Origin of the sequence: Catenulispora subtropica, from assembly GCF_039531675.1 — a bacterium.
Classification (GTDB): domain Bacteria; phylum Actinomycetota; class Actinomycetes; order Streptomycetales; family Catenulisporaceae; genus Catenulispora; species Catenulispora subtropica.
Genome location: NZ_BAAAQM010000034.1, coordinates 50,707 through 65,379 on the forward strand (window position 1 = coordinate 50,707; position 14,673 = coordinate 65,379).

The window sequence follows — 14,673 nt, forward strand, 5'->3', positions numbered from 1 at the left end:
AGCTGCCGGCGGTCAGTCGAAGTCGGCGGCGTTCAGCTCGTCCTCGACGAGGTCGAACATCTCCGCGGCGCTCATGGCGTCCAGGTCGCGGGTGGCGCGGCCGTCCTCGGCGGGGGCCTGGAACCGGTCCAGCAGCGCCTGCAGCCGCCCCGCGATCCGGGTCCGGGCCTCGTCGTCGCGGGCATTAGACGCGAGGGTGGACGCGAGACGCTCGAGTTCCTCTAGAGCGGGGAGATATCCGCCCCCGGACGCGCCGCAGATCTCGCCGCGCAGGTACTCGGCCATCACCGCCGGCGTCGGATAGTCGAACACCGCCGTGGAGGGCAGCTTGTGCCCGGTGGCCGCGGACAGCCGGTTGCGCAGCTCGACGGCGGTCAGCGAGTCGAAACCCATGTCGCGGAACACAAGGTGCGCCGGGACGTCGCGGGCTGAGGCGTGGCCGAGGACCGCGGCGGCGTGCGTGCAGACCAGGTCGGACAGCATGCGTTCCTGGTCGGCCTGCGGGAGGCCGGCCAGCCGCTGAGCGAGCGCGCTCGCCTGACCGGAGTCGTCGACGTCGTCAGCGTCCGTGTTCGCGGCCGCGGCGGCACGCTTGTCGGCGAGCTCGTCCAGCAGCGGGCAGTCGCGCTTGGCGCTGAACACCGGGACGAAGCGCGACCAGTCCACGTCGGCGACGGCCAGGAACGCCTCGTCGTCGGTGACGGCCTGTCCCAGCGCGGTCAGCGCCGGCTCAGGCGTGAGGAAGGCCATGCCCTGCCGCGCGAGCCGGGCCGGGGTGACGATGCCGGGCCCGTCGGGCAGCTCGGCGCCGGAGGTCGACCAGCCCTGCGTGTCCCAGACCCCCCAGGCGACGGAGGTCGCGGGCAGCCCGCGCTGGCGCCGGTTGACCGCCAGGGCGTCGACGAAGGCGTTGCCCGCGGCGTAGGCGGCGTGCTCGGCGCTGCCCCACGTGGCCGCGATCGAGGAGAAGAGCACGAACTTGTCGACGCCGGAGTCCGCGGTCAGCTCGTCCAGGCTCACCGCCCCGGCCGCCTTGGCCCCGAGCGCCTTCTGCAGGTCGGCCAGACCGGTGTCGTCGAGCATCGTCAGGTCGACGGCGTTGGCGGCGTGCACGACGGTGGTCAGCGGCGGACCGCCGGCGCCGATCCACCCGAGGAGCGAGCCGGCCTCCTCCCGGTCGGCGACGTCGCAGCGGACGAGCGTGACGTCGGTCCCGGAGCCGGCGAGCGAGGCCAGGGCCCCGGCCGCCTGGGCGGCCACGGGGGAACGGCTGGGCAGCACCACACGGCGCACGCCCGAGGAAGCGAGCCAGCGGACGAGGTGCGGACCGATCTCCCCGGTGCCGCCGGTGACCAGCGCGGTGCCGGTCGGCGTCCACGGCTCGGCGGGTTCGGCCGCACGCGGGGCGCGGACGAGGCGGCGCTTGAGGATCTCGGTGCCGCGCAGGGCGATCTGGTCCTCGGCGCCGTCGGCGAGGACGGAGCAGAGGAGGTCGGCCACACCGTCCGGGAGTTCGGCCGGCAGGTCGATGAGGCCGCCCCAGCGGTCGGGGTGTTCGAGGCCCGCGACGCGGCCGAGTCCCCAGGATTGCGCCTGGACGGGACTGGTGAGCTTGTCATCGGGCTGGGCGGACATCGCCCCCTGGGTCAGGACCCAGAGTCGGGCGGTGATGCCGGCGGTGCCGAGCGTCTGGGTGAGACCCATGGTGCCCGCGATGCTGCGCGTCACGCCGGGGAAGGCGGCGATCGGCGTCTCGTCGAGGGCCAGGAAGGACAGGACTCCGGCCGGCTCGGTGCCGTTCAGAGCGGCGGTGATGCGCGCAGCGAGGGTTTCGCGGTCCAGGATGTCGATGTCAGCCGCCGGAGCTTCGACGGTCACCACGTCGGCGCCGTGCGCTGTGAGCGCATCGGCCGTGTCGAAGTGCCGTCCTTCGGGAACCACGACCAGCCAGGTGCCGGAGAGCACCGGAGCGGCAGGCTCGTCGACCGGCTTCCAGACGACACGGTAGCGCCAGTTGCCGACCGTCGAGTCGGTGCGCTCGCGACGGTGCCAGGAGGCGAGCGCCGGGAGGATGCCGGTGAGCGCGTCGGCGTCCTCGACGGCCAGGGTGTCGGCGAGCTCTGCGATGTCGCCCTGCTCGACCGCGTTCCAGAAGCGTTCCTCGGCCTCGGAGTTGGCGGAGGCTGCCGGGGTTTCCTTCGCCGGCATCTCCGGGAACGGCGGCGCCCAGTAGCGACGGTGCTGGAAGGCGTAGGTCGGCAGCGCGACCTGCTCGCCGGTGGCCAGCACGGAGGTCCAGTCGATCTCGACACCGTGGACGTGCGCCTCGGCGAACGACGTGAGCAGGCGCGCCGGGCCGCCTTCGTCGCGGCGGATGGTGCCGATGACGGTGGGGGCGACGATGTCGAGCGTGTCCAGGGTGTCGCCGATGGCGCCGGTCAGGACCGGGTGCGGCGAGACCTCGATGAAGGTGCGGTGGCCGTTCTGAGTGAGGGTCCGCACGGCGCGGTCGAACTCGACGGTGGAGCGCAGGGACGCGTACCAGTAGTCGGGGCCGAGCTCGGGACCGGTCAGCGTCTCGCCGCTCATCGCGGAGATGATCGGGATCGCCGCCCCGGTCGGCGTGATGCCGGCGAGGACGCGCTTGATCTCGGCTTCGAGGGCGTCGACCTGGGCCGTGTGCGAGGCGTAGTCGACCGGGATCATGCGGGCCCTGATCCCATCGGCCTCGGCCGCCGCCTGGATCTCCCGCAAGGCTTCCGGCTCGCCGGCGACGACGGTCGCCGAAGCACCGTTGACGGCGGCGACCGAGACGCGGTCGCCGAAGCCCGCGATGCGCTCGCGGACGAGGTCGGCGGGCTGGGCGAGGGAGAGCATGCCGCCCTTGCCGGCAAGGGGCTTCAGTGCTTTCGAGCGCAGAGCCACGACCTTGGCCGAGTCGCTCAGGGAGAGGATCCCGGCGACGGCCGCCGCGGCGATCTCGCCCTGCGAGTGGCCGACCACGGCGTCGGGAGTGACCCCGGCCGCCTGCCACACCGCCGCGAGGGACACCATCATCGCCCACAGCACCGGCTGGACCTGATCGGCTGTTTCGAGCTGCTGGTCGAGCAGGTCGTAGAGGGACCAGTCGACGAACGGCGCCAGCGCCTCGGCGCACTCGGCGAAGCGGGCCGCGAAGACCGGCGAGGTGGCGAGCAGCTCGCGCCCCATGCCGACCCACTGGCTCCCCTGCCCCGGGAAGACGAACACACAGCGCCCCGGACCGTTCGAGGTCGTGGAACCGGCGACCACGCCGGCCGCCGGCTGCCCGGTCGCGACCGCCGCCAGCCCACCGGCCAGGGCACCGCGCTCGGATCCGACCACCACGGCCCGGTGCTCGAAGGTCGACCGCGTGGTCAGCAGCGACCAGCCGACGTCGGCGGGCTCCAGCTCCGGCTTCGCGAGCACGAACTCCCGCAGCCGTCCCGCCTGCCCGGCGAGGCCGTCGGCGCTGCGGCCCGAGACCAGCCAGGCGCCGACCGCGGAGTCCAGGACCTTCGGCGTGGTCTCGGCGACCGGCTCGTCAGGAGTCCCAGGCTCCTGAAGCGCCGGGGCCTCCTCCAGGATCATGTGCACGTTCGTGCCGCTGACCCCGAACGACGACACCCCGACCCGCCGGGTCTTCCCGCCGCCGCGCCACGGCACCGGGTCGTTCAGCAGCTTCACGTTGCCGGCGTCCCAGTCGATGTGCGGCGAGGGCTCCTGCGCGTAGAGCGTGACCGGCAGCAGTTCGTGCTTCAGGGCCATGACCATCTTGATCAGGCTCGCGACCCCCGAGGCGGCCTGCATGTGGCCGATGTTCGACTTCACCGACCCCAGCCACAGCGGCTTGTCGGCGTCGCGGTCCTGGCCGTACGTCGCCAGCAGCGCCTGCGCCTCGATCGGGTCGCCGAGGGTGGTGCCGGTGCCGTGCGCCTCGACGGCGTCGACGTCCGCGCTCACCAGCTTGGCGTTGGCCAGGGCGGCGCGGATGACCCGCTGCTGCGAGGGGCCGTTCGGCGCCGTCAGGCCGTTGGAGGCACCGTCCTGGTTCATCGCGGTGCCGCTGATCACCGCCAGCACCTCGTGGCCGTTGCGGCGGGCGTCCGACAGCCGCTCCAGGACCACCATGCCCGCGCCCTCGGCCCAGCCGATGCCGTCCGCGTCGGCGGAGAAGGCCTTGCAGCGGCCGTCGGCGGCCATGCCCTGCTGCTTGCTGAACTCGGCGAACGCGCCGGGGATGATCATCACGACCACGCCGCCGGCCAGGGCCATCGAGCACTCGCCGGCCCGCAGCGACTGGACCGCGGTGTGCAGGGCGACCGAGGACGAGGAGCAGGCCGTGTCCATCGTCACGGCCGGGCCCTCCAGGCCCAGCGTGTAGGAGATGCGGCCGCTGATGACGGCGGTGAGACCGCCGGTGAGCAGGTAGCCCTCCGAGCCGCTCTCGCCGACCAGGCCGCCGCCGTATCCGGAGTGGTTGGCGCCGACGAAGACGCCGGTCTGCGAGCCGCGCAGCGAGTGCGGGTCGATCCCCGCACGCTCCAGCGCCTCCCAGGACGTCTCCAACAGCAGCCGCTGCTGCGGGTCCATCGCGATGGCCTCGCGCGGGCTGATGCCGAAGAACCCGGCGTCGAACCCGCCCGCCTCGTGGACGAACCCGCCGACCCTGATGAAGGAGGTCGAGCCCTCGCCCTGGTTCAGGCCGTACGTCTCCTCGACGATGTCCCAGCCGCGGTCGGTCGGGAACGGCCCCAGCGCGTCGCCGCCCGCGGCCACCAGGTCCCACAGCTGCTCGGGATCCGTGACGCCGCCGGGCAGTCGGCAGCCCATGCCGACGACGGCGATCGGCTCGCCGGCCGCGATCGGCGCGACCGCCGGCGTGCCGGCGGCCGGACCGGACTGCACGCCGGTCAGCTCGCCGCGCAGATGGTCGGCCAGCACCGCGGACGACGGGTAGTCGAACACCAGCGTCGACGGCAGCCGCAGCCCGGTCGCGGCGTTGAGCCGGTTGCGCAGCTCGACCGCGGTCACCGAGTCGATGCCCAGGTCCTTGAACGCCTGCGCCTTCTCGATGGCGTCAGGGGACGAATAGCCGAGGACCGCGGCCACCTCGGTGCGCACCACGTCCACCAGCAGGCGGTCCTGTTCGACGCGCGACAGCGCGGACACCCGCCGCGCCAGATCCGACTGCGGCGCGGCGGAGGCCGTCTGCGCCGCCGGAGCCTCGGCCGTCGCCAGGGCCTGCTTCACCTCGGGGAGCGAGGCGATCAGCGGACTCGGCCGCCGCAGCGTGAACGTCGGCGCGAACTTCTCCCAGTCCACGTCGGCGACGCTGATCAGCCCGTCGTCCCCGTCCAGCGCCTGCGCCAGGGCCCGCACCGCCACGTCCGGGTCCATGAACCGCATGCCGTAACGCTGCAACTGGTCTCCGGCGTCGCCGGCACCCAGACCGCCGCCGCCCCACAGCCCCCACGCCACCGACGTCGCGGCCTGTCCGCGCTGCCGCCGGCACTCGGCGACCGCGTCCATGTACGCGTTCGCCGCGGCGTAGCCGCCGAGCATCCCGCTGCCCCATGTCGAGGCCCCGGAGGAGAAGAGGACGAAGGCGTCCAGATCAAGGTCCTGTGTCAGCTCGTCCAGCGCGTCCGTGCCGGCGCCCTTGGCCGCGAGCTCGTCGGCCAGATCGGCCGGTCCGAGGTCCTGCACCAGGCAGCCGCGGGCGATGCCGGCCGCGTGCAGGACCGAGCTCAGCGCGGGCCCGTCCGCCGCGATCCGCGCCAGCAGCCCGGAGACCTCGGCGCGGGCGGCGATGTCACAGGCCAGGACGTCGACCCGGACGCCGGTCCCGGCCAGCCGTGCGGCCAGCGCCGCAGCCCCGGACCCGGTCGGTCCGGAACGGGAGGTGAGGACCAGGCGCGCCGCACCGCGACCCGCTGACCAGCGCGCCACGTGGCCGCCGATCGCGCCGGTCCCGCCGGTAACCAAAACCGTTCCGTGGGGCTGCCATCGTTTCCCTCCCGTGTCGTCGGCGGGAGAGTGCACGAGCCGGCGCGCCATGGCGCCGGACGCGCGCACCGCCACCTGGTCCTCGCCGCACCCGGCCAGCACCGTGCACAGGCGGGCGGCGCAGCGCTCGTCCCACTCCCCCGGCAGATCTATCAAACCGCCCCAGCGCTCCGGATGCTCCAGCGCGATAACCCTGCCCAGTCCCCAGATCTGGGCCTGTTCCGGGGAGCTCATCAGGTCCCCGGCCGCCGCCACCACCGCGCCCTCGGTCGCGGCCCACAGCCGCGCCTCGACCCCGGCCTCGCCCATCGCCTGGGCGAGCAGCACGGTGGCGGACAGGCCCGCGGGAACCGTCGGGTAGTCGGTCAGCGGCGTCTCGTCCAGTGCCACCAGGGACAGCACTCCGGCGAAGCCCTCGGCCGGCTGCACCCGCGCGATCCGCTCGGCGAGCTCGGTCCGGTCCAGGCCGTGCGCCGTGATCTCGATGAGCGACGTCTGCGCACCGTACTCCGTCAGGGCGCTGGCACAGCGGTGGGTCAGCTCCTCGTGGTCCGAGGACGCGACGATCAACCAGCTCCCGGTCAGCTTCGGCGCGGCGGCTCCGCCGACCGGCACCCACGAGACCCGGTAGCGCCACGCCGCGGCCGTCGAGCCCTCCCGGTCCCGGCGCCGCCACGAGGCCAGCGCGGGCAGCACCTCGCTCAGCGGGCTGTGGTCCCCGACGTCGAGGGTCGCGCTCACCCGCGCCAGATCACCTTGTTCGACCGCCGTCCAGAACCTCGACTCGGCCTCGGTGCCGCCCGGCTCGGCCGAATGGGCCGCCGGGGCGATCGGCCAGTACCTCTGGTGCTGGAACGCGTACGTCGGCAGCTCGATCGCGCGCGCCGGCTCCAGGACCGTGGTCCAGTCGACGCGGGCGCCGTGCACGAACGCCTCGGCCAGCGAGGTGAGCAGCCGGGCCGGACCGCCCTCGTCGCGGCGCAGCGTGCCGATCACGGCCGGGTCGGGCAGGCCGGGGGTGTTCACGGCCGGGTCCGTGAGGACGTCCTCTACGGTGTCGGTGATGGCGCCGGTCAGCACGGGGTGCGGCGAGACCTCGACGAACGTGCGGTTGCCGGCGCGGACCAGGGCGCGGACCGCGCCGTCGAACTCCACCGGGGCGCGCAGGCTGGCGAACCAGTAGCCGGGGTCGAGTTCGGGGCCGGCGATCATGGCGCCGCTCATCGCGGAAATCATGGGGATGCTGGCGGGGCCGGGGGTGATGCCGTCGAGGATTGCGAGGATCTCCTCGTGCAGGGCGTCGACCTGGGCGGAGTGCGAGGCGTAGTCGACGGAGACCATGCGGGCCCTGACACCGCCGGCCTCGCACGCGGCCTGGATCTCCTGCAGCGCCTCGGGTTCTCCGGAGACGACGGTGGCGGCCGGGCCGTTGACCGCGGCGACCGAGGCGCGCGCGCCCCAGGGCGCGATCCGGGCGCGGACCGCTGGGGCGGGCTCGGCGACGGACAGCATGCCGCCCTTGCCGGCCAGGATCTTCAGCGACTTCGAGCGCAGCGCCACCACCCGGGCGCCGTCGCGCAGCGACAGGATCCCGGCGACGGTGGCGGCGGCGATCTCGCCCTGGGAGTGGCCGACGACCACGTCCGGGACGACGCCAGCGGCCTGCCAGACGGCGGCCAGCGACACCATCATCGCCCACAGCACCGGCTGGACCTGGTCGGCGGTCTCCAGGGGCTGGTCGAGGAGGTCTTCCAGCGACCAGTCGACGAACGGAGCGAGCGCCTCGGCGCACTCGGCGAACCGGGCGGCGAACACCGGCGAGGTCGCGAGCAGCTCACGTCCCATGCCGGCCCACTGACTCCCCTGGCCGGGGAAGACGAAGGCGATCCGGCCGCCGCGCGTCGCGCCGACCGGCAGCGCGCCGGTGACGACGCCGGCGGCCGAGTTCCCGGTCGCGACGGCGGCGAGGCCGTCGAGCAGCGTCAGCCGGTCGGTGCCGAGGACCACGCCGCGGTGGGAGAAGGCGGACCGGGTGGTGGCCAGGGACCAGGCGATCTCGGCGCTGGTCGCGTCCGGGCCGGCGAGCGCGAACTCGCGCAGGCGCCCGGCCTGGGCGGCCAGCCCCTCGGTCCCGCGTCCGCAGACGGGCCAGGCGGTGATGTCAGAGGTCGACAACACGCGCGGTGCGGCCGGGGTGCCGTCCTCGTCCGGAGCCTCGGTGTCCGGGCTTTCCGGCGCCTCCTCCAGGATGATGTGCGCGTTGGTGCCGCTGAGTCCGAACGCTGACACACCGGCGCGCCGAGGCACCTCGCCGCGGCGCCATTCCAGGTTCTCCTGGAGGATCCGGACCTCGCCCTCGCTCCACTCGATGTGCCGGGACGGCACGGCGGCGTGCAGGCTGGCGGGCAGCAGCCCGTGCTGGAGCGCCAGCACCATCTTCATCACGCCGGCGATGCCCGCGGCCTGCTGCGCGTGGCCGATGTTCGACTTGATCGAGCCCAGCCACAGCGGCTTGCCCTCGGGGCGCTCCCGGCCGTAGGTGGCCAGCAGCGCGCCGGCCTCGATCGGGTCGCCGAGGGTGGTGCCGGTGCCGTGCGCCTCGACGGCGTCGACGTCGGCCGCCGACAGCCGGGCGTTGGCCAGGGCGGCGCGGATGACGCGCTGCTGGGAGGGTCCGTTCGGCGCGGTGAGGCCGTTGCTCGCGCCGTCCTGGTTGGTGGCGCTGCCCCGGACGACCGCGAGGACGGTGTGGCCGTTGCGCTGCGCGTCGGAGAGCCGTTCGAGCACGATCATGCCCGCGCCCTCGGCGATGCCCATGCCGTCGGCGTCGTCGGAGAACGCCTTGCAGCGGCCGTCGGCGGCCAGGGCCTTCTGGCGCGAGAAGCCGACGAACTCGCCGGGGTCGGCCATCACCATCACGCCGCCGGCCAGCGCCATGGTGCAGTCGCCGGTGCGCAGGGCCTGGCAGGCCAGGTGCAGCGCCACCAGGGAGGAGGAGCAGGCGGTGTCGACGGTGACCGCCGGGCCCTCCAGGCCGAGGGTGTAGGAGATGCGGCCGGAGATGACGCTGGTGACGTTGCCGGTGATCAGGTGGCTCTCCGAGCCCGCCAGTCCGGCCCCGGCGTGCACCAGGTAGCCGGACGGCGGGGCGCCGGCGAAGACGCCGGTGAGGGAGCCGCTGAGCGACGTCGGATCGATCCCGGCCCGTTCCAGCGCCTCCCACGAGACCTCCAGCAGCAGGCGCTGCTGCGGGTCCATGGCGACGGCCTCGCGCGGGCTGATCCCGAAGAAGGCCGCGTCGAACTCCGACGCGTCGTGCAGGAAGCCGCCCTCCTGCACGTACGACGTCCCGGGGTTGTCCGGGTCGGGGTCGAAGAGCCCGGTCATGTCCCAGCCGCGGTCGGTCGGGAAGCCGGAGACCGCGTCGCCGCCGGCGGCCACCAGGTCCCACAGCGCCTCCGGGGTCGACACCCCGCCCGGGAAACGGCACCCCATGCCCACGACCGCGATCGGCTCCCGTTCCCGGTCGCGGGCCTCCTTCAGGAGCGCCTGGGTCCGCCGCAGTTTGCCGGTCGCCTGCTTGAGGTAATCGCGCAGCTTCTCCTGGCTCTCCATCACCCTTCACACCCTTCGGCCATCAGGTCACTCGAAGTCGGGAGCGTTGAGCACGCCGTCGACGAACTCGAACATCTCGTCGTCGTCCACGGCGTCCACCGCAGTCTCCGGTTCCGCTCCGCGCAGGTCGCGGGCCAGCGTTTCCAAACGTCGTACGAGCGCCGCACGGGTCTGGCCGTCCAGGTCGGACACACCCTCGGCGAAGGTGTCGAACTCCTCCAGGACCGGCCGCTGTGCCGCCGCCGGCCCGGTCCCCGCCAGCTGCCCCGCGACATGGGAAGCCAGCACCTCCGGCGAGGGATAGTCGAACACCGCGGTCGAGGCGAGCTTGAGGCCCGTCGCAGTGTTGAGCCGGTTGCGCAACTCCACGGCGGTCAGCGAGTCGAAGCCCATGTCCCGGAACGCCCGGTCGGCCGGGATCTCGGCGGCGCCGCCGAACCCGAGGACCGCGGCGGCGTGCGTGCAGACCAGGTCGGTGACGGTGCGCTCGCGCTCGGCCGGGCCCATCGCCGCCAGTCTGGAGGCCAGGTCGCCGGCCGACGCGTCAGGGGCCGCGGACGCACCGGACGTCGCGCTCAGAGCCTTGACCTCAGGGACCTGATCCAGCAGCCGCCACGGCCGCAGCGCGGTGAAGACCGGGGCGAACCGGCTCCAGTCCACGTCGGCGACCACCAGGTTGGTCTCGTCGTCGGCCAGCGCCTGGTCCAGCGCGGTCAGCGCGCGCTGCGGGTTCAGGAAGGTCAGCCCCTGGCGCAGCAGCCGGGCCGGGGTGATGGCGCCGGGCTTGTCGTGGGTGATGGTCGACAGGTCGCCCCACTCGCGCGTGTCCCAGATGCCCCAGGCCACCGAGGTGCCGGGCAGGCCGCGCGCCCGGCGTTCCTGGGCCAGGGCGTCGAGGTGGGCGTTGGCGGCGGTGTAGGCGGCGTGCTCGTTGCTGCCCCAGGTCGCCGAGATCGAGGAGAACAGCACGAAGCGGTCCAGGTCGAGGTCCCGCGTCAGCTCGTCCAGCCACAGCGCGCCGGCCACCTTCGCGCCGAGGGCCTTGGCGAGGTCGCCGAGGCCGGTGGCGTCGAAGGGCATCAGGTCGACGGCGTTGGCGGCGTGCATGACCGACCTCAGCGGGGGACCGTCGGCGGCGATGCGGTCCAGCAGGCCGGAGACCTCGTCACGGGAGGCGATGTCACACGTCATCAGGCTGACCGCGGTCCCGGCCTCCGCCACGGCTGCCAGCGCCGCCGCGGCCTGCGGCCGTACGCCGGACCGCGTGGTGAGCACCACGTTCTCGGCGCCGCGCCCGGCCAGCCAGCGCACCAGGTGCGGTCCGACCTCACCGGTGCCGCCGGTGACCAGCACGGTGCCCGTGGGGCTCCACTGGTCCTCGCGGGTGCGGCGGGCCGCGCGCACCACGCGGCGGGCCATGATGCCGGAGGAACGCAAGGCCACTTGGTCCTCGCCGCAGCCGCCGAGGACGGTGGCCAGGCGGGCGGCGGCGCGCTCGTCCCACTGCTCGGGCAGGTCGACGAGACCGCCCCAGCGATCCGGGTGTTCGAGCCCCGCCGTGCGGCCGAGGCCCCAGATCTGCGCCTGGACCGGGTGCGTCGGGTGTTCGCCGAGGCCGGCCGCGACGGCGCCGCGGGTGGCGGCCCAGAGCGGGCCGGTGACGCCGAGGTCACCGAGGGCCTGCATCAGCAGTGTGGTGCCGGCCAGGCCGCCGACGACCATCGGGTGGGCGGGGGTCGGCGTCTCGTCGAGGGCCAGGAGGGACAGGACGCCCGCGAAGTCGGTTTCTCCGTCGAGGAAAGCGGCGCGGACCTTCTCGGCGAGCGTCGCCCGATCGAGGTCCGCGATGCCCACGGTGACCGTGACGACCTCGGCGCCGTTGTCCGTCAGGGCACTGGCACAGTCGGCGGCGGTGGTGTCGTCGACGGCTTCGGGAGCGACGAGCAGCCAGGTGCCGGTCGGCGCGGCGCCGCCGGGATCCGTGACCGGGACCCAGGAGACGCGGTAACGCCAGTCGGCGACGGAGGACATGTCCTGCTCACGGCGGCGCCAGGTGGCGAGCGCCGGGAGGACCTCGCTGAGCTGTGCGGCTTCCAGGGCCAGCTTGTCGCTGAGACCGGTGAGGTCGCCGTTCTCGACGGCGGCCCAGAACTCGGCCTCGGCCGGGGTTCCGGAACCGGTCGCGACCGGGGCCTCGGGCTCGGCGGGCTTGGGCCAGAAGCGCTGACGCTGGAAGGCGTAGGTGGGCAGGTCGGTCGTGGCAGCGGGTTCCAGGACCTTCTGCCAGTCGACGCGGACGCCGTTGACGTGCGCCTCGGCCAGCGAGGCCAGCAGCCTCGCCGGGCCGCCCTCGTCGCGGCGCAGGGTGCCGGTGACGACGGAGGCGGTGGTGCCGGTGTCCTCGACCGTGTCGGTGATCGCCCCGGTGAGGACCGGATGCGGCGAGACCTCGACGAACGCGCGGTGTCCCGTCTCGACGAGCTTGCGGACGGCGCGGTCGAACTCGACGGTCGAGCGCAGGGAGGCGTACCAGTAGTCGGGGCCGAGCTCCGTACCGGTCAGTGTCTCGCCGTTCATGGCCGAAATCATGGGGATCGCGGCGTCGGTCGGGGCAACCCCGGCGAGCGCCTGGAGGATCTCCTGCTCCAGGGCGTCGATCTGTGCGGAGTGGGAGGCGTAGTCGACGGGGATAATGCGGGCCCTGATGTCTTCGGCCTCGCAGGCGGCCTGGATCTCCTGGAGTGCCTGGGGCTCGCCGGAGACGACGGTCGCCGCGGCGCCGTTGATCGCGGCGATGGAGGCGCGCTCGCCGAACTCTGCGATCCGCTCCCGGACGGCGTCGGCGGGCAGCGCGAGGGAGAGCATGCCGCCCTTGCCGGCCAACGGCTTCAACGCCTGGGAGCGGAGAGCGACCACGCGCGCGCCGTCTTCCAGCGACAGGCTGCCCGCGACGACGGCGGCGGCGATCTCGCCCTGAGAGTGGCCGACCACGGCGTCCGGCATGACCCCCGCGGCCTGCCAGACCGCCGCGAGCGACACCATCATCGCCCACAGCACCGGCTGCACCATGTCAGCCGTCTCGAGCTGCTGATCGAGCACGTCGTAGAGCGACCAGTCGACGAACGGCGCCAGCGCCTTCGCGCACTCGGCGAAGCGCTTGGCGAACACCGGGGAGGTGTCGACGAGGTCGCGGCCCATGCCGACCCACTGGCTGCCTTGGCCCGGGAAGACGAAGACGCTCTTGCCGGCGCCGAGGGTGCCGACGGAGCCGGTCACGACGCCCGGCGCGGGCTGGCCGGTCGCGACCGCGGCGAGGCCGGCGTTCAGGGCCTCCCGGCCCACGGCGGTGACGACGGCGCGGTTCTCGAACGTGGCGCGCGTGGAGGCCAACGACCAGGCCACGTCAGCCGGTGTCAGCTCCGGGCGCCCGATCACGAACTCCCGCAGCTGCCCGGCCTGGGCCGCGAGCGCGTCGCTTCCGCGGCCGGACACCAACCATGCCGAGACATCGGCACCGGCCAGCACGCGGGGGGCCGGGGCGGCCTCGGATCCAGGTCCCGAACCCGGCCGATCGGCCTCCGCCGCGACACCGGTCGCGGGTTCGCCGGCCGACGCGCCGGACTCGGACCCGGCTTGGGTCTTGGCCTCCGCCTTCTCGGCCGGCGCCTCCTCCACGATCATGTGCACGTTCGTCCCGCTGACGCCGAACGAGCTGATCCCGGCCCGCCGGGGCCGGTCCCCCGCGGTCCACGGCCGTGCCTCGTTCAGCAGGCGCACGTCGCCGGCGGCCCAGTCGATGTGCGGCGAGGGCTCCTCGGCGAACAGCGTCTTCGGCAGTTCGCCGTGGCGCAGCGCCTGCACCATCTTGATCAGGGAGATCACGCCCGAGGCCGCCTGCGGGTGGCCGATGTTGGACTTCACCGAGCCCAGCCACAGCGGCAGGCCCTCGGGGCGCTCCTGACCGTAGGTGGCGATCAGCGCCTGGGCCTCGATCGGGTCGCCGAGGGTGGTGCCGGTGCCGTGGCCCTCGACGGCGTCGATGTCGGCGCTGGTCAGCTTCGCGTCGGCCAGGGCCGCGCGGATCACCCGCTGCTGCGACGGGCCGTTCGGGGCGGTGAGACCGTTGGAGGCGCCGTCCTGGTTGGCCGCGCTGCCGCTGATCACCGCCAGGACCTGATGGCCGTTGCGGCGGGCGTCCGACAGCCGCTCCAGCAGCACCATGCCCGCGCCCTCGGCCCAGCCGATGCCGTCGGCGTCGGCGGAGAAGGCCTTGCAGCGGCCGTTGGTGGCCATGCCCTGCTGTTTGGAGAACTCGGAGAAGGCGCCGGGCAGCGCCATGATCGCGACACCGCCGGCCAGGGCCATCGTGCTCTCGCCGCTGTGCAGGGACTGGAGCGCCAGGTGCAGGGCCGTCGACGAGGACGAACACGCGGTGTCGACCGTGACCGCCGGGCCCTCCAGCCCGAGGGTGTAGGCGACCCGGCCGGAGATCACGGCGGTCAGGCCGCCGGTCAGGACGTAGCCCTGAGCCTCCTTCTCCCCCGCGACGGTGACTCCGTAGCCGGAGAAGTTGGCGCCGACGAAGACACCGGTCTGGGATCCGTGCAGGGTGTTCGGATCGATGCCCGCGCGCTCCAGCGCCTCCCACGACACCTCCAGCAGGATCCGCTGCTGCGGGTCCATCGCCAGCGCCTCGCGGGGGCTGATGCCGAAGAAGGCCGCGTCGAAGTCGGGGGCGTCGTAGACGAAGCCGCCGACCGGGGCGTAGCCCGCGTCCGCGCCGGGGATCTCCCAGCCGCGGTCGCGCGGGAACTCGGAGATGGCGTCGGTGCCGGTGGCGACCAGCTCCCACAGCGCCTCCGGGTCGCGCACGCCGCCGGGAAGGCGGCACGCCATGCCGACCACCGCGACCGGCTCCCGCTCGCCGGCCTCCAGCTTGCGCAGGCGGCTGCGGGTCTTCTGGAGCTCGGCCGACACCTTCTTGAGGTAGTCGAAGAGCTTTTCCTGACTCTCCATTAACCAGACTCCTTA

2 protein-coding genes are annotated in these 14,673 nt (G+C 73.7%); both read right to left on the minus strand.

The window, feature by feature from the left end; genetic code table 11:
• Positions 1-12: 12 nt before the first annotated feature.
• Positions 13-9,642, minus strand: coding sequence for a type I polyketide synthase (locus ABD466_RS26665; protein ID WP_344659920.1), 9,630 nt, complete (start codon positions 9,640-9,642; stop codon positions 13-15).
• Between the two features lie 27 nt (positions 9,643-9,669).
• A complete protein-coding gene (locus ABD466_RS26670; protein WP_344659921.1) occupies positions 9,670-14,658 on the minus strand; it encodes a type I polyketide synthase in 4,989 nt (1,662 codons plus the stop codon).
• Positions 14,659-14,673: the final 15 nt, after the last annotated feature.

Excerpts from the sequence above, each read along its gene's own strand:
- ABD466_RS26665 (WP_344659920.1), bottom strand. The coding sequence starts at position 9,642 with ATGGAGAGCCAGGAGAAGCTGCGCGATTACCTCAAGCAGGCGACCGGC.
- ABD466_RS26670 (WP_344659921.1), bottom strand. The coding sequence starts at position 14,658 with ATGGAGAGTCAGGAAAAGCTCTTCGACTACCTCAAGAAGGTGTCGGCC.